This window comes from Pseudarthrobacter sp. NPDC080039, assembly GCF_040702335.1.
Lineage (GTDB): Bacteria > Actinomycetota > Actinomycetes > Actinomycetales > Micrococcaceae > Arthrobacter > Arthrobacter enclensis_A.
This window is the reverse complement of record NZ_JBFBKY010000002.1, coordinates 82,479-107,863: the sequence shown is the minus strand read 5'-3', so window position 1 is coordinate 107,863 and position 25,385 is coordinate 82,479. Positions and strand designations below refer to the sequence as shown.

Annotated in this window: 18 protein-coding genes and 1 tRNA gene; 15 read left to right on the top strand and 4 right to left on the bottom strand. The window is 66.9% G+C overall.

All coding sequences use genetic code 11. The features are described from left to right. Positions 1-252 precede the first annotated feature (252 nt). The 4 genes from AB0313_RS02420 (at position 253) to AB0313_RS02405 (ending at position 5,223) form a co-directional block, all read left to right on the top strand. Entirely contained in the window at positions 253-1,422 is a 1,170-nt protein-coding gene (locus AB0313_RS02420) for a ubiquitin-like domain-containing protein (RefSeq protein WP_366303361.1), read from the top strand. A 109-nt stretch (positions 1,423-1,531) separates the two neighbouring features. Further along, complete coding sequence (rsmA, locus tag AB0313_RS02415) at positions 1,532-2,404, top strand: 16S rRNA (adenine(1518)-N(6)/adenine(1519)-N(6))-dimethyltransferase RsmA (RefSeq protein WP_141940616.1); 873 nt, start codon at positions 1,532-1,534, stop codon at positions 2,402-2,404. Continuing rightward, positions 2,401-3,360 (top strand): 4-(cytidine 5'-diphospho)-2-C-methyl-D-erythritol kinase, encoded by a 960-nt coding sequence (locus tag AB0313_RS02410; protein WP_307303368.1) that lies wholly within the window; start codon positions 2,401-2,403, stop codon positions 3,358-3,360. Before rsmA ends, AB0313_RS02410 begins: the two co-directional genes overlap by 4 nt. A gap of 33 nt (positions 3,361-3,393) precedes the next feature. Further along, positions 3,394-5,223, top strand: coding sequence for an ABC-F family ATP-binding cassette domain-containing protein (locus AB0313_RS02405; RefSeq protein ID WP_366303358.1), 1,830 nt, complete (start codon positions 3,394-3,396; stop codon positions 5,221-5,223). 171 nt (positions 5,224-5,394) lie between these two features. Here the strand turns inward: AB0313_RS02405 and AB0313_RS02400 are convergent, their stop codons facing one another. Then, positions 5,395-6,021, bottom strand: coding sequence for a TetR/AcrR family transcriptional regulator (locus AB0313_RS02400; RefSeq protein ID WP_141940619.1), 627 nt, complete (start codon positions 6,019-6,021; stop codon positions 5,395-5,397). Positions 6,022-6,154: 133 nt separating this feature from the next. Between AB0313_RS02400 and AB0313_RS02395 the strand changes: the two genes are divergently transcribed. The 9 genes from AB0313_RS02395 (at position 6,155) to sufU (ending at position 18,215) form a co-directional block, all read left to right on the top strand. After that, positions 6,155-6,226: transfer RNA gene (locus AB0313_RS02395), tRNA-Gln, on the top strand. A 103-nt stretch (positions 6,227-6,329) separates the two neighbouring features. Then, positions 6,330-7,808, top strand: coding sequence for a bifunctional UDP-N-acetylglucosamine diphosphorylase/glucosamine-1-phosphate N-acetyltransferase GlmU (gene glmU / locus AB0313_RS02390; RefSeq protein ID WP_366303356.1), 1,479 nt, complete (start codon positions 6,330-6,332; stop codon positions 7,806-7,808). A gap of 2 nt (positions 7,809-7,810) precedes the next feature. Then, positions 7,811-8,791 carry a ribose-phosphate diphosphokinase gene (locus AB0313_RS02385; RefSeq protein WP_141940621.1) on the top strand — a complete coding sequence of 327 codons (981 nt, stop codon included), beginning with the start codon at positions 7,811-7,813 and terminating at the stop codon, positions 8,789-8,791. A 328-nt stretch (positions 8,792-9,119) separates the two neighbouring features. After that, on the top strand, positions 9,120-9,740 hold the full coding sequence (locus AB0313_RS02380; RefSeq protein ID WP_141940623.1) for a 50S ribosomal protein L25/general stress protein Ctc: 621 nt from the start codon (positions 9,120-9,122) through the stop codon (positions 9,738-9,740). Positions 9,741-9,860: 120 nt separating this feature from the next. Further along, a complete protein-coding gene (gene pth, locus AB0313_RS02375; RefSeq protein WP_141940624.1) occupies positions 9,861-10,466 on the top strand; it encodes an aminoacyl-tRNA hydrolase in 606 nt (201 codons plus the stop codon). A 208-nt stretch (positions 10,467-10,674) separates the two neighbouring features. After that, on the top strand, positions 10,675-13,311 hold the full coding sequence (locus AB0313_RS02370; RefSeq protein ID WP_366303353.1) for a LuxR C-terminal-related transcriptional regulator: 2,637 nt from the start codon (positions 10,675-10,677) through the stop codon (positions 13,309-13,311). A 136-nt stretch (positions 13,312-13,447) separates the two neighbouring features. Then, positions 13,448-15,955, top strand: coding sequence for a LuxR C-terminal-related transcriptional regulator (locus tag AB0313_RS02365; RefSeq protein WP_366303351.1), 2,508 nt, complete (start codon positions 13,448-13,450; stop codon positions 15,953-15,955). A 461-nt stretch (positions 15,956-16,416) separates the two neighbouring features. Beyond that, positions 16,417-17,742: a SufS family cysteine desulfurase gene (locus AB0313_RS02360; protein WP_366303349.1), complete on the top strand. Its 1,326-nt coding sequence runs from the start codon at positions 16,417-16,419 to the stop codon at positions 17,740-17,742. 23 nt (positions 17,743-17,765) lie between these two features. Continuing rightward, complete coding sequence (gene sufU / locus AB0313_RS02355; protein ID WP_366303347.1) at positions 17,766-18,215, top strand: Fe-S cluster assembly sulfur transfer protein SufU; 450 nt, start codon at positions 17,766-17,768, stop codon at positions 18,213-18,215. 69 nt (positions 18,216-18,284) lie between these two features. Here sufU and AB0313_RS02350 read toward each other — a convergent pair whose 3' ends face one another. The 3 genes from AB0313_RS02350 to AB0313_RS02340 are packed head-to-tail and all read right to left on the bottom strand — an operon-like array spanning position 18,285 to position 20,556. Further along, positions 18,285-18,506: an SCO4848 family membrane protein gene (locus AB0313_RS02350; protein ID WP_307303383.1), complete on the bottom strand. Its 222-nt coding sequence runs from the start codon at positions 18,504-18,506 to the stop codon at positions 18,285-18,287. Positions 18,507-18,509: 3 nt separating this feature from the next. Beyond that, positions 18,510-19,007: a DUF2505 domain-containing protein gene (locus AB0313_RS02345; protein WP_141940629.1), complete on the bottom strand. Its 498-nt coding sequence runs from the start codon at positions 19,005-19,007 to the stop codon at positions 18,510-18,512. A gap of 43 nt (positions 19,008-19,050) precedes the next feature. Continuing rightward, positions 19,051-20,556, bottom strand: a complete 1,506-nt coding sequence (locus AB0313_RS02340; RefSeq protein ID WP_366303345.1) for an SDR family oxidoreductase — start codon at positions 20,554-20,556, stop codon at positions 19,051-19,053. Positions 20,557-20,792: 236 nt separating this feature from the next. Between AB0313_RS02340 and mfd the strand changes: the two genes are divergently transcribed. Both mfd and AB0313_RS02330 read left to right on the top strand, forming a co-directional pair. After that, positions 20,793-24,476 (top strand): transcription-repair coupling factor, encoded by a 3,684-nt coding sequence (gene mfd / locus AB0313_RS02335; RefSeq protein WP_366303343.1) that lies wholly within the window; start codon positions 20,793-20,795, stop codon positions 24,474-24,476. A gap of 6 nt (positions 24,477-24,482) precedes the next feature. Further along, positions 24,483-25,295: a metal-dependent hydrolase gene (locus tag AB0313_RS02330; protein WP_141940631.1), complete on the top strand. Its 813-nt coding sequence runs from the start codon at positions 24,483-24,485 to the stop codon at positions 25,293-25,295. The last annotated feature ends 90 nt before the right edge of the window (positions 25,296-25,385 follow it).

Sequence of the window (25,385 nt, the reverse complement as noted above, 5' to 3'; positions counted from 1 at the left end):
ATATCTGGTATGCAAAAATGTTGGTCGCTTTATAACGCTACGGTTACAGTGGGAAACTATTAGCCGGGGTCGGGGAAGGCCATCGGGTAATTTCACTCCTTGCGCAGCCGGCCCGGCCTGGACTCCAGACAGCCTTGCCACTGCCAGGAGTGTGGCGGCGCATCGTTGCCCGGACTGTCCTTTCCAGGTCTGTTCCGGGCATTTTTCTGCGCGTTTCCCCGTGCCCGGATGGACCGAGAGTTACGGGCAATCGTGATCAAGTTCTTCACATCGGACGGCAAGTTCAGCTTTCTAAAGGTTGGCGCCCAGCTGCTGGTGCTTTGCGGCCTGGTCGCAGGCCTCGTAGCCTTCGTGGGCAATAACAAAACAATCACGCTCAACGTGGACGGCAAGACGTCGTCCGTGCAGTCCTTTGGTGGAACAGTCGCCCAGGTGGTCAGGAGCGCCAACCTGGAACTGAAGCCCGGCGATCGCGTTTCGCCTTCGGTTGATGCAACCGTGCAGAACGGCACGGTCATCAACATCAACCAGGCAAAGGAAGTCAAGGTCAGCCTGGACGGTGCCGAGAAGACCGTGAACACTACGGCCCAGGACGTTGAAGACCTGGTGACCGAGCTTGGCGTTGCCAGTGCATCCGAGGTTTCGGCGCCCAAGGACGCCACCCTCTCGCTGGCCGGCTCCTATGTCTCCATCTCCACCCCCAAGACCGTCAGTATCGTGGCCGACGGCAAGGTGAACACCACCACCACCACCGCCCCCACTGTCGGCAAGGTCCTGGAGGACTCCGGTGTGACCCTCGGTGCCAATGACCGTACCTCCCAGCCTGCCAACGCCAATGTGGTGAACAACATGGTCATCAAGGTCTCCCGCGTGGACACCGGCCAGACCACAACTACGAGCGAGGACGTGCCGTTCCAGACTGTCACCGCCGAGAGCGCGGACATGCTGAAGGGTGAGAAGCAAGTGACCCAGGCCGGCGTGGCCGGAAAGCTGGAGCGCACCTTCAAGCTGGTCCTCGTGGACGGACGGGAAGCCTCCCGCACGCTCGTGTCGGAGAACGTCGCAGTCCAGCCTGTAAACGAACAGGTCACCGTGGGTACAAAGGACAAGCCGGTAGCCCAGGCCGCCCCGGCCCCCGCCGCGGGCGCCAACACCGGCGCAGCCGCACCGGCCATGATGAACGAGGCCATGTGGGACAAGATTGCCCAGTGTGAGTCCAGCGGCAACTGGAGCATCAACAGCGGCAACGGCTACTACGGCGGCCTCCAGTTCGACGTCCGCACCTGGATTGGCGCCGGCGGCGGCGCCTATGCCCCCAATGCGAGCCTGGCCACCAAAGCGCAGCAGATCGACATCGCCAACCGCGTATACGCGCAGCGCGGCCTGTCGCCCTGGGGCTGCGGTTGGGCTGCCAGCAGCTGATTTACAGTTCCTGACTGCAGGAAACATCGTGGCCGGGCCGGGTACTCCGGGCCCGGCCACTGCCGTTAACCCGGCAGGGCCAATCCGCGGCGCGGGATAGGATACCTAGGTGACTGAACCGACTCCCGCCGCGCCCGCACCGTTGTTCGGTGCCTCCGACATACGCCGGATGGCAGAGGAAATCGGGGTCAGGCCCACCAAGACCCTGGGCCAGAACTTCGTCATCGATGGAAACACCATCCGCCGGATTGTAGCCGCCGCAGGGGTGGGACCCGAAGAGACGGTGCTCGAAGTGGGGCCGGGGCTTGGGTCGCTCACCCTGGGCCTGCTGGATGCGGCCGCGGCGGTTGTCGCCGTCGAGATCGATCCCGTCCTTGCCGCAAGGTTGCCGGAGACGGTGAAGGAATGGCGGCCCTCCGCGGCAGGATCCTTCCACCTGGTCCAGGCCGACGCCATGAAGGTGACCGAACTGCCGGTGGAACCCACCGCGCTGGTGGCCAACCTGCCCTACAACGTGGCGGTCCCCGTCGTGCTGCACCTCCTGCAGCACTTCCCCAGCCTGCAGCACGGGCTGGTGATGGTGCAGGATGAGGTCGCGGACCGGCTGGCGGCCGGTCCCGGCTCCAAGACCTATGGCGTACCGTCCGTCAAGGCCGCCTGGTACAGCCAGATGCGCAAGGCCGGTGTCATCGGTATGAACGTCTTCTGGCCCGCACCCAAAATCCACTCCGGGCTGGTGTCCTTCACCCGGCGCGAACCTCCGGCCACCACCGCTACACGCGAACAGGTGTTCGCCGTGGTGGACGCTGCGTTCGCCCAGCGCCGGAAAACACTTCGTGCCGCGCTGGCCGGCTGGGCCGGCGGAGCCCCGGAAGCGGAACGCTGCCTGCTCGCAGCAGGTGTGGACCCCACGGCGCGTGGCGAGGTCATCGACATCGCCGCCTTCGCCAGGATCGCCGAAGCCAGGGAAAACCGCCCGTGAGCGCCGCAGGGCGGTTCGCCGCCAGGACAGTGCGGGTCAAGGCGCCTGGAAAGGTCAACGTGTCCCTGGCCGTGGGTCCGCTCCGCCCGGACGGGTACCACTCAGTCGCCAGCGTGTACCTTGCCGTGTCCCTCTACGAGGAAGTGGCGGCCACCAGTACCGCGACCCCGGGCATCACCATCAGCCTCAGTCCGGAGAGCACCCTGGACCTGGACGACGTCGACATTCCCCTGGACAGCAGCAACCTGGCCTACAAGGCGGCCGCCATCATGGCCGATGTGTCCGAGCATGCCACGGGCGTGCACCTGGAAATCACCAAGCGCGTCCCGGTGGCCGGTGGAATGGGCGGGGGATCGGCAGATGCCGCTGCCACGCTCCTGGCCTGCGATGCCCTTTGGAACAGCGGACTGTCCCGCGAGGAACTGGCGCATCTTGCAGCCGAACTGGGCGCCGACGTCCCCTTCTCGCTCCTGGGTGGCACCGCCGTCGGTCTTGGCCTGGGCGACAAATTGTCGCCGGCACTGGCGAAGGCGCAGACCCACTGGGTCCTGGTGGTGGCCGACTATGGCCTGTCCACGCCCGAGGTGTACCGGACACTTGACCGGTTGCGCGGGGCCGAGGGGGTCGACGCCACAGAACCCAGCGGCGTTGATCCGCAGATTTTGGCGGCGCTGCGCGGCGGCGATGCCGAATCTCTGGGCCGGGTCCTGGTCAACGACCTGCAGCGGGCGTCCATTGAACTGTCCCCGTCACTGCGCGATACGCTGGGAATCGGCGAGTCCCACGGCGCCATCGCCGGGCTGGTTTCCGGCTCCGGCCCCACTGTGGCTTTGCTGGCCGATGATTCCGTTGCGGCGGAGGCGCTGGCTGAGGACCTTCGGCGCCATGGCCTGACAGCCCTCCCGGTCCACGGCCCGGTCCCGGGGGCGCGCATCATCTCCGACACCCTCCTTTAGTACTTCCAATCCGGCAGCAGAAAGCAGTTCCCTTTGGCACACCTTCTCGGCGGCGAGAACCTCACGGTTTCCTACGCGACCCGCACCGTCCTGGACGGCATCACCCTGGGCCTGGAGGAGGGGGACCGCATTGGCATGGTGGGCCGCAACGGCGACGGCAAGTCCACCCTGATGCGCCTGCTGGCGCTGCGCTCCACTCCGGATTCCGGACGCGTCACCAAACGCGGCGATGTCAACGTGGGATACCTGGACCAGAGCGACGTGCTCGACGGCGACCTGACGGTGGGTGCCGCGATCGTGGGGGACCAGGCCGATTACGAATGGGCACGGAACCCCCGGATCCGGGAGATCATGGGCGGCCTGGTGTCCGACGTCGACTGGCACGCCAACGTCCACTCGCTCTCCGGTGGGCAGAAGCGGCGGGTGGCGCTGGCCAAGCTGCTCATCGAGGACCACGACGTCATCATGCTGGACGAGCCCACCAACCACCTGGACGTCGAAGGCGTGGCGTGGCTGGCCCGGCACCTCAAAACTCGCTGGCGGGCCAACCAGGGCGCCTTCCTGGTGGTCACCCACGACCGCTGGTTCCTTGACGAAGTCTGCACCAAGACGTGGGAAGTCCACGACGGGATCGTGGACCCGTTCGAAGGCGGCTACGCCGCGTACGTGCTGGCCCGGGCCGAGCGTGACCGAATGGCCTCCGTGGTGGAAGGCAAGCGCCAGCAACTGGTCAAGAAGGAACTGGCCTGGCTGCGCCGGGGCGCACCCGCCCGCACTGCCAAGCCGAAATTCCGCATCGAGGCGGCCAACGCTTTGATCGCCGACGTTCCCGCTCCGCGCGACTCCATGGCGCTGAGCAAAATGGCCACCGCCCGCCAGGGCAAGGACGTCCTGGACCTGGAAAATGTCTCTCTCAACTTCCAGGGCGGCGACGACGGCAGGAAGCTCTTCGACAACATCACCCTCCGCCTGGCCCCGGGGGAGCGCCTGGGCCTGGTGGGTGTCAACGGTGCCGGCAAGACCACCCTCCTGAAGCTGCTCAACGGCGAGATCACCCCCGACGCCGGAAGGCTGAAGCGCGGAAAGACCGTGGTCACCGCCGTCCTCACGCAGGAGGTCAAGGAACTCGACGACGTCGCGGACCTGCGAGTGATCGAGGTCATCGAACGGGAAAAGCGCTCCTTCAATGTTGGCGGCAAGGAATTCACGGCTGGCCAGCTGGTGGAGCAGCTCGGGTTCACCAACCAGAAGCAGTGGACGCCGGTGCGCGACCTGTCCGGCGGCGAGCGGCGCCGCCTGCAGCTGCTCCGCCTGCTGGTGGGTGAACCCAACGTGCTGATGCTCGACGAACCCACCAACGACCTCGACACCGACACACTGGCCGCCGTCGAGGACGTGCTGGACGGCTGGCCCGGAACCCTTGTGGTGGTCAGCCACGACCGCTACCTGCTGGAACGCGTGACGGACCACCAGATGGCACTCCTTGGCGACGGGAAGCTCCGTGGCCTGCCCGGCGGCGTGGACCAGTACCTTGAACTGCGCGAAGCGGCCCTGGCCGGCTCCACCGTTACCGGCGGCGGAAACCCTGTGACCAGCGCCGGCGGCCAAACAACGGCGGCGACGGCAAACGGTGCCACCGAAGCCGAGAAGCGCGAGGCCCGCAAAGCCCTCAACCGGATCGAGCGGCAGCTCAAGAAGCTCGATCAGGAGGAAAAGAAACTCCACGACGCCATGGTGAGGACCACCGAGGCCGGCGACTTCGACAAGCTCGCCGACCAAAACAAGCAGCTCAAGGACCTCACGGACGAAAAGGACGCCCTGGAAATGGAGTGGCTGGAGTCCTCAGAACTCCTGGGCGACTGACAAAGGCGACGCGGGCAAGAGCGGAGCTGGGGGCCTTCGTGTAGTCGCGCATCGCGGCGCATCGTGGCGTGGAGGTCGCCCAGCGACCGGAACGTCACCTATGCGCTGTGTCTAAGCGACGGCGAAGGGCCCCTGCGCCGTGTAGGCGACCAGGACGAAGGCGGCCTGGGCTCACAGTTCAGACTGCAGCCCAGGGTCCCTTTTGAGGCCGGTCAGGCCGTTCCAGGCGAGGTTGACCAGGTGCGCGGCTACGGTGTGTTTGTCGGGCTGGCGGCTGTCCTGCCACCACTGGCCGGTCATGGCCACCATGCCGACGAGCATCTGGGCGTACATGGCACCGTCCTCGCCGCTGAAGCCGCGGCGGGAGAATTCGTCGGAGAGGATGTGCTCCACGCGTGCGGTGACGTGGGAGAGCAGGGTGGAGAAGGCGCCTTCCGGCTGGGAGGGGGGAGCGTCCCGCATCAGGATGCGGAAACCCTCGGTGCGCTCCTCGATGTAGGTGAGCAGGGCGAGTGCTGCGCGCTCGACGAGGACGCGGGGCTTGGCTTCCTCGGTGAGGGCTGCGTTGATCGCGTCCAGGAGGATGTGGAACTCGCAGTCCACCACTTCGGTGTACAGCCCTTCCTTGGAACCGAAATGCTCGTAGATGACCGGCTTGGACACTCCGGCGCAGGCCGCGATTTCCTCAATGGTGGTCCCGTCCAGCCCCCGTGCGGCGAAAAGCCCGCGGCCGACGTCGATCAGCTGGCTTCTGCGCTGCAGGCCAGTCATCCGCATCCGCGGAAGGTTGTTGCTCACCTTCCCATCATGCCCCACTGCAGGCGGCGGGATTCCCGGAGGAACGCCACGGCCGGACCCGCCGTGTCGCGCGGCGGCCTGAACCCGTGGCAAAATAGGGACTTGTGCCCGGGCCTTGAGTCTTCCGGCACGGTCCGCTCTGGTGTAACGGCAGCACCCCGGCCTTTGGAGCCGTGGAGTATAGGTTCGAATCCTATGGGCGGAACTGCTGGGCAAGGAGCGATCATGAGGATGGCACCCGGTGCGCAGCGGCCTGGCCCGCAGAACACCGCGAAGCGCCAGCACAACCAAGCAAGGAGAGCCCGTACGTGATCCCCGAGAATACCGGCCCGGCCGCTGTAATCGTTCTGGCAGCAGGCGCCGGTACCCGGATGAAATCGCGTACCCCCAAGATCCTCCACGAAATCGGCGGCCTGTCCATGGTGGGCCACGCCCTCCGGGCGGCCCGCAGCATCAACCCGCAGCGGCTGGCCATTGTGGTCCGCCACGAACGGGACCTGGTGGAAAGCCACGTTGCTGCCCTGGACCCGCAGGCCGTCATCGTTGACCAGGACGACGTCCCCGGCACCGGCCGCGCCGTCGAAGCTGCGCTTGAGGCGCTGCATGCCGACCAGGACCTGGCAGGAACCGTAGTGGTTACCTACGGCGATGTGCCCCTGCTGTCGGGTGACCTGCTGACCGAACTGGTTGCCACCCACGAACGCGATGGCAACGCCGTCACGGTCCTCACGGCAGTCCTCGATGACGCCGCCGGCTACGGCCGCATCCTCCGTGGCGGGGACGGCTCCGTCACCGGAATCCGCGAACACAAGGATGCCACTGACGCCGAAAAGCTGATCCGGGAAGTCAACTCCGGAATTTACGCCTTCGACGCCGCCGTGCTCCGCGACGCCCTGGCCAAGGTCACCACCGACAACGCGCAGGGCGAAAAATACCTGACCGACGTCCTGGGACTGGCGCGGGAGGCGGGCGGGCGGGTTGCCGCCGTCGTCACCGCCGACCGCTGGCAGGTGGAGGGCGCCAACGACCGAGTCCAGCTCGCCGCCCTCGGCGCGGAACTGAACCGCCGCACCGTGGAAGCCTGGATGCGTGCCGGCGTCACTGTCGTCGACCCCTCCACCACGTGGATTGACTCCTCGGTTACCCTGGACGAGGACGTCCGCCTGCTGCCCAACACCCAACTGCACGGCGCCACCACGGTGGCGAGGGACGCCGTCGTGGGCCCCGACACCACCCTGACCGACGTCAAGGTCGGCGAGGGCGCCACGGTGGTCCGCACCCACGGCTCCGGTTCGGTCATCGGCCCGCGTGCCGCCGTCGGTCCCTTCACCTACCTTCGCCCCGGCACCGTGCTGGGTGAAAAGGGCAAGATCGGCGCGTTCTACGAAACCAAGAACGTCACCATCGGCCGCGGCTCCAAGCTGTCCCACCTGGGCTACGCAGGGGACGCCGAAATCGGCGAGGACACCAACATTGGCTGTGGCAACATCACGGCCAATTACGACGGCGAGAAGAAGCACCGCACGGTGATCGGCTCGGGCGTCCGTACAGGCTCCAACACTGTCTTTGTTGCCCCCGTCACCGTGGGGGACGGCGCCTACAGTGGCGCCGGCGCGGTGATCCGCAAAGACGTACCGGCCGGAGGGCTGGCCCTGAGCGTCGCTGCCCAGCGCAACGTCGAAGGATGGGTGCCCGCGCACCGTCCGGGAACCCGCTCCGCTGAACTGGCCCAGGCGGCCACCAATGACTCCTCAAGTACCCCGGCATCTACAGAAGAGGGCAAGTAACAATGAGCGAAATTACGGCGCACGGCGAAAAGAAGCTGGTGCTCGCCACCGGGCGGGCCCATCCGGAGCTGGCCCGGGAAATCGCAAAGGAACTGGGCACCGACCTCCTTCCCGTTGACGCCTACGACTTCGCGAACGGCGAGATCTACGTCCGCGCCGGCGAGAGCGTCCGCGGCACGGACGCCTTCGTGATCCAGGCGCACCCGGCACCGCTGAACAACCACCTCATGGAACAGCTGATCATGATCGATTCGCTGAAGCGGGCCTCAGCAAAGCGCATCACCGTGGTGTCGCCCTTCTACCCCTACGCCCGGCAGGACAAGAAGGGCCGCGGCCGCGAGCCCATTTCCGCCCGCCTGGTGGCGGACCTCTACAAGACCGCCGGCGCGGACCGCATCATGAGCGTGGACCTGCACACCTCGCAGATCCAGGGCTTCTTCGACGGCCCGGTTGACCACCTGATGGCCATCCCGCTGCTCGCCGACTACATCCGCACCCGCGTCGCGGCGGACAACATCACCGTCGTCTCCCCGGACACCGGCCGCGTCCGCGTTGCCGAGCAGTGGGCCGAACGCCTCGGCGGCGCGCCCCTGGCCTTCGTCCACAAGAGCCGCGACCTGACCGTTCCCAACCAGGCCGTCTCCAAGACAGTGGTGGGCCAGATCGAGGGCCGCACCTGTGTCCTGATCGATGACATGATCGACACGGGCGGAACCATCTCCGGCGCCGTCACGGTCCTGAAGAACGCCGGGGCCAAGGACGTCATCATTGCCGCCACGCACGCCGTGTTCTCCGACCCGGCCGCCCGCCGCCTGTCCGAGTCCGGCGCGCGTGAAGTTGTGGTAACCAACACCCTTCCGCTGAATTCGTCCCAGCGCTTCCCGCAGCTGACGGTGCTTTCCATCGCGCCGCTGATCGCCAGGGCCATCCGCGAAGTGTTCGACGACGGATCGGTCACCAGCCTGTTCGACGGCAAGGCCTAGCCGCCGCCGGTGGTTGAGGCTTTAGAAACCAGCCCTTGGGTTTCGACGGCCTCAACCACCCATGCCCGCCCTGGGCCCACGCCGGCAGGGTTCCCTGAGTGAGCTTGCGAGCTCAGGCAGCCGGTGGGAATTTAGGGAAACCGCCCGCGACTGGTAGGCTGTTTCCCGATACCTTGGCGAGGGAGGGCATAGCCTCCGTTATCGACTGGGTCTGCTGGTCCCCGTGGGGACCGCCTTCTTGAAGGGCCGCCTTCCGGCCGCCCGGCGTTGAAGGTCACATCAGACCTCCGCCCTTGCTGAACACCGTTTAGTCTTCAAGGAGATATCCATGTCTGAGCAGAAGCTCGCAGCAGAACTGCGCACCGAATTCGGCAAGGGCTACGCCCGCCGCGCCCGTGCGAACCACCAGATCCCTGCCGTCATCTACGGCCACGGTGCAGAGCCCATCCATGTGACCCTGCCGGCAAAGGCCACCACCCTGGCCGTCCGCACCCCCAACGCCCTGCTGTCCCTGGACATCAACGGCGAAGGCCACCTGGCCCTGGTCAAGGATGTTCAGCGCGATCCCGTAAAGCAGATCATCGAGCACATCGACCTCCTGACCGTCCGCCAGGGCGAGAAGGTCACGGTTGACGTTCCTGTCCACGTCGAGGGCGAAACCGCACCCGGCACCGTGCACAACCTGGAACTGACCGTTGTGTCCCTCGAAGCGGAGGCCACGCACCTCCCCGAGTCCGTCGTCGTCAACATCGAAGGCCGCGCTGCCGGCGAGCACATCCACGGCTCCGACCTGGTGCTGCCCAAGGGGACGGTCCTCCTGACCGACGCCGAAGCGCTCGTGGTGAACATCTCCGAGGCCGTCGAAATCGCCGAGGAAGCAGAAACCGAAGCTCCCGCCGAGGCCGGAGCAGGGGAAGCTCCTGCAGCCGAAGAAGCCGCAGCCGAGTAACCATTCCGCAGTTTGCGCAGTGGCCGGACCCGCATGGGTCCGGCCACTGTTCGTTTCCGCCTGCGGTGTCCCTCCCCGCAGTTTCCGGTCCACCCACACCGCATCAATAGGATTGATTCCATGACAGACACCTGGCTGATCGTTGGCCTCGGCAACCCCGGCACCCAGTACCAAGGCAACAGGCACAACGTGGGCCAGATGGTGCTCGATGAACTTGCCGGCCGGATCGGGGCGGGATTCAAGACGCACAAAGCCCGCGCCCAGGTCCTGGAGGGCCGGCTGGGCATCGGCGGCCCCCGGGTGGTCCTGGCCAAACCGATGAGCTACATGAACGTCTCGGGCGGCCCGGTTTCTTCCCTCGCCGGCTTCTACGGCATCCCGGCAGACCATGTGGTGGCCGTCCATGACGAGATAGACATCCCCTTCAACACGGTCAAACTCAAGCTCGGCGGCGGGGAAGGCGGCCACAACGGGCTTCGAGACATCTCCAAGGCGCTGGGCACCAAGGACTACTTGAGGGTGCGCGTAGGTGTGGGACGGCCGCCCGGCAGGATGGACACCGCAGACTACGTACTGCGGGATTTCGGCACTGTGGAGAAGAAGGAATTGCCCTTCCTGCTCGATGATGCCGCCGACGCCGTCGAGTCCCTGCTCAAGGAAGGGCTGACCGCCGCGCAGCAGAGGTTCCATCCGGCCAAGTCAGGATCACGCGCGCCGGAATCGTAAAAGTTCCCTTTGACCCTGTTTCCTTGTCTGTGGCACGAGGTACTCTTCTTCCTATGCGGGGGAGCAATGGGGCTACATCCCGCTAATGCAGGATGTAGGGGAAAAGTTCATGTCAATCGAGCCACTCAGCTGGGGACGTGGGTCAACACCTCACGGTGACGTGCTGCCCACGCCCCCCTCCACGGCGCCGGAGGGCCAGCAATGGTCCATGCCTGCTCGAAGCGTCAACCTCGACGCCGTCCGCACCGCCCTGACCAGCCAGGATTCACTGGGCGTCGTCATCACCGGAGCCAGGGGAGTGGGGAAGTCCTCCCTTGCCCGCGCCGCAGTGGCGGACCTCGGTCCCAACATTTGGTCCCTGCAGCTGCGCAGCGGCCCTGCCGGGTCCACCACGCCCTACGGTTGCCTTTCATTCCTGTTGGCAAGGCTGCCGCAGGCTTACATGGGGTCGCCCACGGCCATCCTTCGCGGCATCACGTCGTTGATCCGCAGCGACGCCGCGGGCAGGCCCTGCATCATTACCCTGGACACGTCTGCCAGCATCGACGACATGAGTGCGGGGGTGCTGCTGAACGTCCTGCTGACCGGTACGGCAAAGATCGTCGCGGTCGCGCCCAACTCCAGCGACCTGCCGGCGGATTTCCACTGGCTGTTGACGGACCGGAAGCTGACCGAAGTACGGCTGAGCAACCTCAACGAACTCCAAACGCGGCAGGTCCTGCTGTCCCTCCTGGGGCACCGCGTAGCTTCCTCGCTGGTCAGCACCTACCACCAGATGGTGGGCGGGAATCCCTTGCTGCTCAAAGCCCTGGTCACAGAACAGCAGCTCTCCGGCAACCTGGTCCTGTCGGACTCTGTCTGGACACTGCGGGACAAGGTGGTGCTGGACGGCGCAGCGAGCCTGGATGACATCGTCCGCTCCCGCTGGTCACGGGAAACACCCGAAACCCGGGAAGTCATCGAGATGCTCTCCTGCGCACGGCGGGTGGAACTGGCCAGCCTTACCGCCATCTATGGTTCGGATGTCATTGCCGACATGGAGGACGGCGGCCTGCTGGAGATCGACGATTCCGAATATCGTTGGGTGTCGCTGCGGGAGAAATACATCGGGGACGTCGTCAGGACCTGGCTGAGTATTTCGCGCCGTCGTGAACTCCGCAGTATGTTGCTTGGTGGCGAGGAGCCGGACCCGGCGTTCATGACCGTGGAAGAACTGATGTCCTTCGCCGCCTGGACCCACGAGTGCGAGGCCGAACTGAGCCCGCCGCTGGCGCTCGCGGCCGCCCAGGCAGCAGTCCAGCTCTTCGACCCCCGTTTTGCCCTGGCCTACGCCGGCATGCTTCAGCGGTCGGACGCCCAGTGGGCGTCCGCGCAACGGCAAAAAGCTGCCGCGTATCTCCAGCTGGACATGCCGGTCCAGGCGCTGTCCGCCCTGGAAGACATCTCCCAGCCCGAGCTCCAGGCCCTCGACCCCGACGAGTACGCCCAGGTGGTCGCCGCGAAGGCGCGGGTGATGCTCTCCATTCCGGAACGGGCGGCCCGGGTCCCGGAGCTCCTGGCGGACGCGCGCGAACACCTGGACCCGGCAGCCCGGCATTCCTCCTGGCCCGAGCCCGCTTCGGTGGCTGCCAACCGCATCGCGTTGAGCGAATTCGAGTACCGTGCCCACGCCGGTGACTTTGCAGCCATGATCCCGGCGCTCGAGCAGGCGGCCGATCCTGACGCCAACCCTGACACCGCGTTCCGGATCCAGGCCGCGATCATCCTGATGGGCGCCCTTGCGTTGACGGGACGCGAAATGGACGCCCTTGGCCTCATGCGCCAGTTGGGGGGTCAACTCACCGATGCCTCGCACATCGTGGGCCTGCGGGAGCGCTACACAAGGGAGGCTTACGTCGTTCTGCTCATGGCCGGCCAGTGGCGGCGCTGCATCGACCTCCTCAGCCCCTTCAGCTCCGGCCAGCTGCACCGGCTTCCGTACCGCAGCGCGGCCACCGAACTCGCGGCCGGCGTCGCCTTCGCTTTTTCCGGCCGTGGCGAGGCCGCCTTGGAGCCCTTGATTTCCGCCACTGCCCAGTTGGAGCTGCAGCCGGTCCAGTCCGCGCTGCGCACAGCGTATGCAGCCACGGCGTTGGCCTACGCCCAGACGGGCAATGCGGCCATGGCCCGCAAACACCTCGCCAAACTGCAACGGATGCCAGGCCGCTCGGGGTTCGTCACGGAATGCATCGTCGATTTCTGCGCCCTCGTCGCCGGGCGCTGGCTGGGGGATGCGGAGGCTGTCGCGGGATTGAAGCAGGCAGCCCGTCGGAACCTGGAAGCGGGAAGGTACACGGTGGCAGGCATCTCACTGCTGGCGGCAACCGTGAACGGGAGCGACGCCGACTTCCGGCTTCTCGAGGAGATTGCTGGCCACCGGCAGGGCCCGCTGGCCGAAGTCTCCCGACTGATCGCCGTCGGAAGCAGGACGAAGGACGCCAAGTCCCTCCTGGCAGGCGGCGAACTCGCTGCCACGTTGGAACTCGACGCCGTCGAGGCCAGGTGCATGGCGTTGGCCGTGGACTTCGCCCGCCAGGACGGGGACGCCCTTTCGGCGAGGACCGCACAGGCGAGGCTTGACATCCTGGCGGCCACCGTGGCCAACCTCCCCATCGTGCCCAGCAGCGGAAGCCCGCTCCTGACCAGCCGGGAGCGGCAGATTGCCCGGATGGCCGGACGTGGAGCATCCAACCGGGACATCGCCATGGAGATGGGGGTTTCCGTCCGCACCGTCGAAGGCCACCTATACCAGGTCTTCACCAAGCTTGGCGTGACTTCAAGGGGTGATCTGACTGGACTCGTCTAACGGCCACAGGCCTTCGTCCCCACACCGGCTCCTGACCGGCCGCCGTGAGCCGGTGGACCGCATCTGCGCAATGCTTGGGGCCGGAACCCACCACGCTGTGTTCATCATGGCCGGCCCCGGCATTGGAAAGTCGGCGGTGACTGACGCGGTGACGGACCGCCTTGCAGGGAACATGACCATTCTGCGCATCCATGCCAGTTCGGCCCTGGCCGGCGTCCCGTTCGGTGTCCTGACTCCTTACACGGGGGAACTCACGGCGGAGGAATCCGTCTCGCCCGTGGCTGTGCTCCGGTCGATGTGGTCATACTTTGAGAAGTTGAAGGCCGGCAACGGGACGGCAGTGCTGCTTGCCGTGGACGATGCCCACCACCTGGACGATGCTTCGGCCGGCGTGCTGGCTGAAGTGATTTCGGCCGGCTGGGCAACGGTGGTGGCGGCCGCCCGTCCCCGCCCGGGCCTGCCCCAGCCGCTTGACCAGCTTTGGTACGACGGCCTGGCCGAACGGGTGGACCTGCGCCCCCTCAACCGGGAACAGGTTGAGGAGGTCCTGGAACACGCTCTCGACGGGACGGTCCCCGGCGCAACGGTGGACGCCATCTGGAACGCCTCGGGTGGCAATCCGCGGATCCTTGATGCCCTGCTCCACGATTCAGCGGAGGCAGGCGTCCTTGCAAAGCGCAACGGAATCTGGATGCTCCTGGGCGCGCTGCCCTCCGACGGGGCACGGCTGGCAGCGGTGGTTGCCAAAGACCACCTCCGGCGACGGCCCGAGGAACAGGAAGCGCTGAAGCTCATTGCCCTGGCCGGCCCGGTGGGCAGGAAAGTCATCGAAGACATCAGCGGTGCAGCAGTGGTCCGCTCACTCCTGGACCAGCAGATGATCGTCGAAGCGCCGGGCGTTCCGGCCGAGCTTTCCATGTGGAACGGCCTCTTTGCCGGGGCCATCAGGAATACCGTGTCGGTCTCCCGCAGCCTTCAACTGCTGGAAAAGGTCAAAGCGCACCAGGACCCGGCCCTGCTGCAGGGGGAAGGGCGGCTGAGGTCCGTGGAGTGGGCCCTTGAGTGCGGCGTCCGGGTCAGTGATGAGGAGATGCTGGCGGCGGCCAAAGAAGCGCTGTTCAGGTTCCGCAACCAGAGCGCGCGGACCATTGCGGCGCGGATTCACCTGCCCGCGTTGGTTCCGCTTGCCCAGGCGATCCAGGCCCGCGCCTTCTACAACGAAGGCGCTTACCACCAGGCCGCTGCCCTCCTCGATGAATGTTGGCTTCCGCTGGCCGACGACGCCCAGGGGCCCGCCGTGCTGTTGCTCCGGGTCTCCGCGCACCAGGGCGTCGGGCACCCCCTGGATATGGTTGCCGGGGACGTCGAAAAGCACATCGTGCCCGGCAGCGACGCCGAAAAGAGCTGGCAGGAAGAGCTCCTGCACCTGCTTCATCTGGGGGCCGAGGTGAACGTCCAGGCGCTGGGTGACGAAGTGGAGGCCGTGCGCACACGCCCGCCGGCACTCGGGGCAGAACCCCTCCGCGCCCTGGCCGAGGGTCTCCTGGCCCATGCCCTTGCCGCAGCGGGGCGGCCGGTCCAGGGACTTGAGGCGGCCCTGTTGGCTGCTTCGGAGCTGCCCCCGCTGGAAGACAGCCTGTTCTTCTTCCCGGAGTTCGTGTTGGGACGGCTCGTCTCGGATTACCTCGCCATGGGTGAATGGGAGTCGGCAGAGCGGGAAATCAACCACTACGCGGCCGGCCATGCACAGGGCGCGGCCACCTTCAATGGCAGCCTCCAACTGCTCCAGGGCTACTCGCTGCTGCGGCAGGGCAGGATGGAGCGCGCCTACCAGGTCCTGCTGCCCGCCGTCGAAGCGCTTAGGCTGAATGACCCGCTGCACCTGTATCGCTTTGGCACCGCCCTAGGCTTCTACGCCGCGGCACGGCTCGGAGATTCCGAGCAGGCAAAACGCCTGGAACAGGATCACAAGGATGCCGATACCGGCTGGCCTGCGCATGATCTTCCCGCAGAAGCCTACGTGGCAGCGGCCGGCGAATATCTGGCCCGTGACGGCAAGGGCCTGGCGGCCCTGCAGACGTTGATGACCACCACGGAGGCCTCCGCCAGGAGCGGAAACCTCCTGGAAGTCCTGGCCATGTGCTGGGACCTTGGGGACCCTTCGGTGGTTCCCATGGTCCAGGCAGTGGCCAGGGAAGTGGAAGGCCGGTGGGCTGAGTCAATGCTGACGCTGGCCACCGCATGGGAAAACGCCGACGGCGACACTCTCATGGCGACGGCTGCCTCGCTGGAGGAGGCAGGCTTTGCCAACCTGGCCCGGGAGGCCTACGCGCGTGCGAGCACCGTACTGGAGCAGGCCGGCGAACGCCGCCGGTCGCGGCAGGCGGTTGCCCAGCGGGAGAAGTGCGACCACGAACTCGGTGAGCGCTTCCGTGAAGGACGCTTCATAGCGGCGGCACCCACCATCCGGCTCACCCGCCGGGAACAGGACATCGTTGAACTGGCCGTGCAGGGCCTCACCGACAGGGAGATTGCGCAGCGGCTGATGGTGTCGGTCCGGACGGTTGAAGGCCACCTGTACCGCACCTACGTCAAGCTCGGCGTCCGCAGCCGCGACGAACTGGAATCGGCACTCCCCAAGTAGGCGCTTCCCAAAGCAAGCCGCCCAGGCGCCCGGCGCCTGGTTTCCGCGTGCGCCCCCGCAGCGGAAGCGTCCTGAACCGCCGGCCCCGGGTCTTACAGCGCGTAGGAGCACCGAGGGCTAGTAGTACGGGCGGGAGGAATCGAGTACTCCCTACTCGTGTACGGGAGGGCACTCCCGGATTTACTTAAGGAGGCAAAGCAAAGCGGCAGGCTGGAGGCCGCAGAGCAGCCACACGGACACATTGAGGCCCTTTCAATTTTCCGGTCCCCGCGGACCGGGCATGGACGGGGCCGGCGACGTCAGAGTCTTCTGAGACCGAGACTCTCCCCCCAGCCGTCGCCGGCCCTCTGCTCCCTCGGCTGAAGCCCGGGGCAGCGGTGGCGGCTACCCCTCCGGGGCGGCCGCCACCGCCGTGTGTGGGACAATTGGATGTCAGACATTGGCAGCCCAAGGAGTTCGTTTTGGCCGTAGTATCAACGCCAGCCACACTGGAACGCGCCGTACCTGCCATTGACAACGCCGAGGTGCTGCGCATCAGGAACGACTTCCCGGTCCTCAACCAACTGGTCAACGGACAGCCGCTGGTCTACCTCGACTCCGGCGCCACGTCCCAGAACCCGGCCAGCGTCATCGAGGCCGAACAGGAATTCTACGAACAGCGCAACGCCGCGGTTCATCGGGGAGCCCACCATCTTGCAGTCGAGGCTACCGAGGCCTTCGAAGATGCCCGGCAGACGATTGCCGACTTTATTGGTGCGGACTACGAGGAAACCATCTGGACATCCAACGCCACGGAAGGACTGAACCTCCTCTCCTACGCGCTGTCCAATGCCGGTTTGTGGGCGGCCCAGGATCGCGGTGACCGGGGGCTCAAGGAACTGGCGCTGAACCCGGGCGACGAGATCGTGGTGACCGAGATGGAACACCACGCCAACCTCATTCCCTGGCAGGAACTGGCGTTCCGCACCGGGGCGACGCTCCGGTACATCCCCATCGCAGACGACGGCAGCCTCCGCATGGACCAGGCCGCGGCGATCATCGGCGCCCGCACCAAGGTCCTGGCCTTCACGCACGCGTCAAACGTCCTTGGCATCATCAACCCCGTAACGGAACTGACAGCCCTGGGCCACAGCGCAGGAGCCCTGGTGGTCCTGGACGCCTGCCAGTCCGCACCGCATCTGCCCCTGAACGTCAAGGAACTCGGCGTGGACTTCGCAGTCTTCTCCGGCCACAAAATGCTGGCTCCCACCGGAATCGGCGTGCTCTATGGACGGCAGGAGCTACTGGACATCCTGCCGCCGTTCCTGACCGGCGGATCAATGATCACCACGGTCACCATGGAGCGGGCCGAGTACCTTCCGGCGCCGCAACGCTTCGAAGCCGGCACGCAGCGGATTTCCCAAGCGGTGGCCATGGCAGCCGCCGCCAACTACCTCACCGAGACCGGACTGGAGCGCATCCACGCATGGGAGGCCGAACTGGGCCAGCGCATGGTGTCCGGACTCGAAAGCATTCCCGGCATCAGGGTCCTCGGCCCGGCCGCCGGAAAAGAGCGGATCGGCCTGGCCGCGTTCGACGTCGAGGGCGTCCACGCACACGACGTGGGGCAGTTCCTGGACTCCCGCGGAATCGCGGTCCGTGTGGGTCACCACTGCGCCCAACCCCTGCACCGGCGGCTCGGACTGACGGCCACTACCCGGGCCAGCGCCTACCTCTACAACACCACGGACGACGTGGACCGCTTCCTCGAAGCCGTGGCCGGCGTCCGGGCCTACTTCCGCGCGTAGCGGAGAAGACGAAAGGTAGCACCATGAGCCTCGACCAGCTGTACCAGCAGATCATCCTGGACCATTCCAAGGCCCGCCATGGCAGCGGCCTCGCCGCGACGGAAGCGCCCCAGGGCACATCAACCGGGCAGTCGCACCAGCTCAACCCGGTGTGCGGGGACGAAGTGACCCTTCGGCTCGCGGTGCAGGACGGCAAAGTGGCGCAGGTCGCCTGGGACGGGGCGGGCTGCTCCATCTCCATGGCCTCCGCCTCCGTCCTCACCGACCTTGCCCAGGGCATGACCGTGGCAGAACTGCATGAGGTTATCGACAGCTTCCGGGAGGTGCTCCGCTCGCGCGGCAAGGTCCATGCCGATCCCGAGCTGCTGGGAGATGCCGCCGCGTTCGAGGGCGTGGCCCGGTATGCCGCGAGGGTCAAGTGCGCCATGATTTCCTGGGTCGCCGCCGAAGACGCCCTCAACCAGGCCGCCTGAGCCCGAAACGCAAGCAGCCCGGGCCTTCATCCATCAGGAGGAAGGCCCGGGCTTTTCTGTCAGTTTCCGTCAGCCGATCAGGCCGAGGACGCCAATCACAGCGGTAGCGAGTCCCAGCACCATGGAGATGCTGACCAGCACCACATGGACGGTCAGGAATTTTGTTGCTTTTCCGGCCGCATCGCGGGCGCGGGGATCCTTCATCACCCGGCGCAGGAACTGCGGCCAGACCACCAGGGACCAGATGCCGGCCACGATCAGGACCAGGGCGGCGAAGACGGGAAGCTGCACGGGTTAGTGGCTTTCCAGCCAGGCCTGTGCCTGTGCGGCCTGCAGGTTCAGTGCCTTGGCCACCATGGGCTCCGCGGCGTCGGCGATCTTGCCGCCGAGGAACGGAACGGAGGACTTTACGGCGCCCTCAAGCTCCACCCGGGTTCCGCCGGCGTCGGCCACCAGCCGCTGCACGGCGGTGACGTCCACCGGGGCGCCTGCGATCTTCAGGGAGATGTTGCTCTGGCGCGAGCCATCTGCGGCGGGCGCTTCCCAGTTTTCCACCTGGGTCACTTTGAGGTGCTCGCCCACGAATTTGCGGGCGATTTCCGGGAGGCGGGTGGTGGGAAGGGTGCGCACTGAGGTGGCGTTGAATGCGCCTGCAATGTCTCCGTCCACGGTGAAGGATTCCAGGCTGCCGCCCACCAGTTGGCTGACGTGGCGCTGGAAATCCTCGTTCACCAGCACAGCGGCCACGCTGTCGACGGAATGCGGAAGGGTGGTGGTTGCGCTCAGCGCCATGGGTCCTCCTGGGACGTGGGGAATGGATTAAGCCTCCAACATCCTACGGTCTCACCTGGGCGCGGTCCGCATCGGCCAGTTCCTGCGCCGCCGTGGTGATGTTCCGTGCCATGGCCGGGAAGATCAGGCTGTGGAAGGGAAGCACAGCCAGCCAGTAGAGCCGTCCGCTCAATCCCTTGGGAAAGAAAATGGCGCGCTGCCGGTAGCGGCTGCCCCCGCCGTCGGGCTCCACGGACAGCTCAAGCCACGCCCGTCCCGGCGCCCGCATCTCCGCCCGCAGCCGCAGCAGCCTGCCGTGTTCGATCCGTTCCACCCGCCACCAGTCCACAACCTCTCCTGCGGCCAGCGTGTGCGGGTGCCGGCGGCCGCGGAGCAGGCCTGCACCGCCGGTGAGCTTGTCCAGCCACCCCCGGACCTGCCAGGCCAGGGGCAGGGAGTACCAGCCGTTCCGGCCGCCAATGCCCTCAATGATGGTCCACACGTGGGCGGGGTCCACATCGCCGTGGAACGTCCGTTCGTCGATGTACACCTTGTGCCCGGCCCACTCCGGGTCGCTGGGCAGCGGATCGGAGTCGGCGCCGGCATTGGCCCAGGTGGTTTCCACCTGTCCGTCCCGCTCCTTGCCCAGCGCCAGGGCCACCGCTGTCCGGTAGGGCGTCAGGCCGCCGTCGGGCTGGGGAATGTACTGGTCGATGTCGTGCTCATTGGACACGGCATCATGCTGCAGGGACTGGACCAGGGGAACGGCCATGGAGAGCGGGATGGGGGTGGTCAGGGCCACCCACATACCTGCCAGTTTGGGCGCCGGCACCGGCAGGGCCAGCACTACGCGGTAGGGCAGTCCCGCTTCAGCCGCGTACTCCTTCATCATGCCCGCATAGGTCAGCACCTGCCGGCAGCCGATGTCGAAGGTCCGGTTGATCGGGCCCTCCAGCGACGCGGCGGACACCAGGTAGTAGAGGACATCGCGCACCGCAATGGCCTCGATCCGGTTCCGCACCCAGCTGGGCGCGGGCATCAGCGGCAGCGTTTCCGAGAGGTGCCGGATCATCTCGAAGGAGGCCGAGCCGGAGCCGATCACCACGCCGGCCTGGAACACAATGGCGTCCACCGGGCTGTCCAGGAACACCTTGCCCACTGCCTCACGTGAGCGCATGTGCATGGAAAGCTCCACGCCCTGCGGGTGCAGGCCGCCAAGGTAGACGATCCGCCGCACGCCCGCGGCGGCAGCTGCGTCGGCGGCCGTCCGGGCCATGGCCTGTTCCTTCGCCTCGAATCCCGCCCCGGCGGCCATCGAGTGCACCAGGTAGTAGAAGACGTCGACGCCGGCCAGGGCTTCGCGGAGGGCGTCGCCGTCGTCCAGGCTGCTTTCCACCACCTCGACTTTGTCCCGCCACGGGACGCCGGCGATCTTGTCGGGGGAGCGGACCAGGACCTTCACGGTGTGGCCGGCCTCGAGGAGCCTGGGCACCAGGCGGCCGCCGATGTAGCCGGTGGCGCCGGTGACAAGGACGGTCGTTGGTGTTGGCTGGGCACTCATTGCGGTCATGCTTGCTCCTGTTCGTCCCTTGGAATTCGGAGCGGCGGCCGGTCAGGACGGCTGCTCCGGCGGAGAAGGCCCGGCGGGAAGCCCGGTGCTGCCAGCTTAGATGTATTCCCAGGAGGTTTGTGCCGCGCTGCCATGTCGTTCCTGCGCGGTAGGCTGGGAGTACCCGGGATTCGCAGCGAATTTCGGGTTTTCGCGTTGCCTGCTTGCCTTCGATGAACACCACAGGAGCTTCTGCCATGAGTCTTCCCGGCCAGTCCGCCGCCGGCACATCCAGCACGGGCACGTCCGGCGTCCCGCGCCCGTCGCTCGACGGATTGCGCCGCGCCCTGGCGCCGGACCAGACCTTCGCCCGCGTCCGGGCAGAGGCTGCCCGTGGCTTCGCGGTCCGCGGGCAGGATTACCAGATCAGCGCCCCTGCAGGCCTGCGCCCGGTGCTGCTGGCGGAGATGGCGGACGGGCTCGCGGCGGCGGCAGAAGGCGGTGCGCCGGGCGTGGTGCTGGCAGTCACCGCCACCGGCCGGGAAGCGGAGGACCTGTCCGCGGCCCTGCGCGCCTACCTGCCCGCCGACTCGGTGGCCGAGTTCCCCAGCTGGGAGACACTCCCGCACGAGCGGCTGTCGCCGCGCTCGGACACCGTGGGCCGGCGCCTGTCCGTCCTGCGCCGCCTGGCACATCCGGAAAGTTCGACGGCGGGCAGGCTGCGCGTCGTCGTCGCGCCCGTCCGCGCCGTGGTCCAGCCGGTGGTGGCCGGCCTGGGCGACCTGGTTCCGGTCACCCTGAAAGTGGGCCAGGACGTTCCGTTCACCGACGTGGTGAAGAGCCTCGCCGACGCCGCCTATGCACGGGTGGACATGGTGACCCACCGCGGCGAGTTCGCCGTCCGCGGCGGCATCATCGACGTCTTCCCGCCTACCGAGGACCACCCCATCCGGGTGGAGTTCTTCGGGGACGAAGTGGACCAGATGCGGTGGTTTGCCGTGGCCGACCAGCGCTCGCTGTCAGCACCCGGAATCCACCACCCCACGGAGCTGCATGCCCCGCCCTGCCGCGAAATCCTCATCACCCCTTCCGTCATGTCCCGCGCCGCCACCCTGAAGGCCCAGCTTCCCGCGGCGGCTGACATGCTGGAAAAGATCGCCGGCGGCATCGCCGTGGAGGGCATGGAGTCCCTGGCACCGGTGCTGGTGGACGCGATGGTTCCGTTCGTGGACCAACTGCCGGCCGATTCCATTGCAGTGGTGATTGAACCGGAGAAGGTCCGTACACGCGCCCATGACCTGGCCGCCACCAATGAGGAGTTCCTCGAGGCGGCCTGGTCCACGGCGTCCGACGGCGGGGCGGCACCTTTGGACCTCAGCTCGCAGGCCAGTGCGGCCCTGCACTCGGCGAGCTTCCGGTCCCTGGCCGAAACGCGCGGCTCTGCGCTGGGGCACGGGGTGTCCTGGTGGTCCATCACGTCGTTGGCGCAGGACGCCGAACTGCTGCCCGAGATCGATGTGCTGAACCTGCACGCCCGCGAACCCCGGGGCTACCAGGGTGACGTCGCGGAGATGATGGACTTCATCGGCTCCCACGTCCGGGACCAGTGGCGGATCGTGGTGGCCACCGAAGGTCCGGGCCCGGCCCAGCGCCTGGCCGAGCTGTTCCACGAGAACGACATTCCGTGCGCCCGGGTGGACAGCCTGGACCACGAGCCGCAGGCGGGCATCATCGAAGTGACCACTGCCGCCGTCGGCCGTGGTTTTGTCCTGGATGGGCTCAAGCTCGGCCTGCTCACCGAAGCCGACCTGCTGGGCCGCACCTCCGCCGGGTCCACCAAGGACATGCGGCGCATGCCCTCCAAGCGGCGCAACGCCGTCGACCCCCTGCAGCTGGTGGCGGGGGACCACGTGGTCCACGAACAGCACGGCATCGGCCGGTTCGTGGAACTCATCCAGCGCAAGGTGGCAGGCGGCGGTGACGGCGTGCGTGAATACCTCGTGCTGGAATATGCGCCCGCCAAGCGCGGCGCCCCCGGCGACCGGCTGTTCGTGCCTACGGACCAGTTGGACCAGGTGACCCGTTACGTGGGCGGCGACACCCCGGTCCTGAGCAAGATGGGCGGCGCTGACTGGGCCAGCACCAAGTCCAAAGCCCGCAAGGCCGTCAAGGAGATCGCCGGCGAGCTGATCCGGCTGTACTCGGCCCGGATGGCCTCCCGCGGCCACGCCTTTGCCCCCGATACCCCTTGGCAGCGGGAACTGGAGGAAGCGTTCCCGTACGTGGAGACCCCGGACCAGCTGACCACCATTAACGAGGTCAAGGCGGACATGGAGCGGGAGATCCCCATGGACCGCCTGGTGTCCGGCGACGTGGGCTACGGCAAGACCGAAATCGCGGTGCGCGCAGCCTTCAAGGCCGTCCAGGACGGCAAGCAGGTGGCCGTGCTGGTGCCCACCACCCTGCTGGCCCAGCAGCACTACGAAACCTTCACCGAACGCTTCTCCGGCTTCCCCGTGCGGGTGAAGCCGCTGTCCCGGTTCCAGTCCGCCAAGGAGTCCAAGGAAACGGCGGAAGGCGTCAAGAGCGGGGCCGTGGACGTGGTGATCGGCACGCACCGCCTGCTGTCCAAGGACTTCGAGTTCAAGGACCTGGGCCTGGTGATCGTGGACGAGGAACAGCGGTTCGGCGTCGAACACAAGGAGGCGCTGAAGAAGATGCGCACCAACGTGGACGTGCTGGCCATGAGCGCCACGCCGATTCCCCGGACCCTTGAAATGTCCCTCACCGGGATCCGCGAAACCTCCACCCTGGCCACTCCGCCGGAAGAACGCCATCCCGTCCTGACCTATGTGGGGCCCTACACGGACAAGCAGACCTCTGCCGCCATCCGGCGCGAACTGATGCGCGAAGGCCAGGTGTTCCTGGTCCACAACCGGGTGTCCACCATCGAGCGGACCGCGGCCAGGATCCGCGAACTGGTGCCCGAGGCGCGTGTGGAGGTGGCGCACGGCAAAATGTCCGAAAGCCGGCTGGAACAGATCATCGTCGATTTCTGGGAGCGCCGGTTCGATGTGCTGGTCTGCACCACCATCATCGAGACCGGCCTGGACATCTCCAACGCCAACACCCTGATCGTGGACGGCGCGGACAAGTACGGGCTGTCCCAGCTGCACCAGCTGCGCGGCCGTGTTGGCCGCGGCCGCGAGCGTGCCTACGCGTACTTCCTGTACCCGTCCGAGAAGCCGCTGGGCGAGGTGGCGCTCGAACGGCTCAAGGCCGTGGCCGCGCACAACGAGCTCGGCGCCGGCATGCAGCTGGCCATGAAAGACCTGGAGATCCGCGGCGCCGGCAACCTGCTGGGCGGCGAACAATCGGGCCACATCCAGGGCGTGGGCTTCGACCTGTATATCCGGCTGGTGGGCGAGGCCGTGGCTGATTTCCGCGGCGAAGCCGAGGAGAAGGCCGCGGAGATGAAGATCGAGCTGCCGGTCAACGCGCATCTGCCGCATGACTATGTCCCGGGGGAGCGGCTGCGCCTGGAGGCCTACCGGAAGCTCGCCGCGGCCCTCACCAACGAGGCCATCGACGAGGTCCAGGCGGAGCTGGTGGACCGCTACGGTGAACTGCCCCTGCCGGCGCAGAACCTGGTGGCGGTGGCGCGGTTCCGGGTTGGCGCCCGGGAAGCCGGCCTGTCCGACGTGGCGCTGCAGGGAAACTTCATCAAGTTCTCCCCGGCCACGCTCCCCGAGTCCAAGACCATGCGGCTGAACCGGATGTACCCGGGGTCGCAGGCCAAGCCTGCGCTGGACGCGGTCCTGATCCCCAAGCCCAAGACAGCGCGGATCGGGGGCCGGGACCTGCAGGACGCCGAGATCCTGGAGTGGGCCAACGGCGTGATCCGGAACATCTTCTCCGACGCCCCGCTGGCGGTGAGTTAACACTTGATGGGAGGACACCACGCCGCGTCGGGAGCCGCGGCGTGGGTAGCTGTTGCGTCCACCGGCCCCTACACCCTGGGTTGGTATCCGCTGGATCCCACGGGCATCCTGATCGGCGGCATGGCCACCGCGGGCACAGCCCTGGTCTGCGACTGGGACCACCGCTCCAGCACGGTGGCCCATTCCCTGCCGCCGCTCTCCAACGTGATCGCGCGGGGCATTGAAAACGCCAGCGGCGGCCACCGCCAGGGCACGCACTCCATCCTTGGGGCGGCGTTCTTCGTGTTCCTGGCCGGACTGGCCTCGCAGGTCCACATGGACACCGGCTGGGGCCGGCTGTCCATCGGCGCCGGCCTGTTGTGCATGTTCCTGATCAATATTGCCGCGAAGGCGCTGAAACTGTTTCCCAAAAGCGGGTTCATCTCGAACTGGATCTTCGCGCTGGTGATGGCCGGTCTGGTCACCGTCTACGCGCCGGAGCAGTGGACGTGGCTGCCCACCTCGATGCTGATCGGCGTGGTGGTGCACATCGTCGGTGATTTGATCACCACCGGGGGAGTGCCGCTGCTGTGGCCGCTGGTACTCCGGCCCCCGAAGGTGCTGCGCCGGCTGCCCCTCCTGCGGAACGTATGGCGGCCCAACGGCGCCCTGTCCGTACCCCTGCTGGGGCGGGCCGGCTCCAAACGGGAGTGGCTGGTGCTGATCCCTGTGAGCGCCTACGCCATGGTGGGCATGTCAGTATCCGGCTGGGCCATCGCCCAGCACCACTGGGGCCGTGTGGCCGCTGCCGCGGGGGCCTGGATCAGGCTCTGGTTCTAGCGCCCGGGAACTGACAGACAGCAAAGGACCCCGGACGATGTCCGGGGTCCTGGCTGCTTCTGATGCCTGTCCCAACTGGGTGGGAGTTGT

Coding starts and splice junctions, on each gene's coding strand:
- AB0313_RS02385 (WP_141940621.1), top strand. CDS start 7,811: ATGAGCGAAATTACGGCGCACGGCGAAAAGAAGCTGGTGCTCGCCACC.
- AB0313_RS02380 (WP_141940623.1), top strand. CDS start 9,120: ATGTCTGAGCAGAAGCTCGCAGCAGAACTGCGCACCGAATTCGGCAAG.
- pth (WP_141940624.1), top strand. CDS start 9,861: ATGACAGACACCTGGCTGATCGTTGGCCTCGGCAACCCCGGCACCCAG.
- AB0313_RS02370 (WP_366303353.1), top strand. CDS start 10,675: ATGCCTGCTCGAAGCGTCAACCTCGACGCCGTCCGCACCGCCCTGACC.
- sufU (WP_366303347.1), top strand. CDS start 17,766: ATGAGCCTCGACCAGCTGTACCAGCAGATCATCCTGGACCATTCCAAG.
- AB0313_RS02345 (WP_141940629.1), bottom strand. CDS start 19,007: ATGGCGCTGAGCGCAACCACCACCCTTCCGCATTCCGTCGACAGCGTG.
- AB0313_RS02340 (WP_366303345.1), bottom strand. CDS start 20,556: ATGACCGCAATGAGTGCCCAGCCAACACCAACGACCGTCCTTGTCACC.
- mfd (WP_366303343.1), top strand. CDS start 20,793: ATGAGTCTTCCCGGCCAGTCCGCCGCCGGCACATCCAGCACGGGCACG.
- AB0313_RS02330 (WP_141940631.1), top strand. CDS start 24,483: ATGGGAGGACACCACGCCGCGTCGGGAGCCGCGGCGTGGGTAGCTGTT.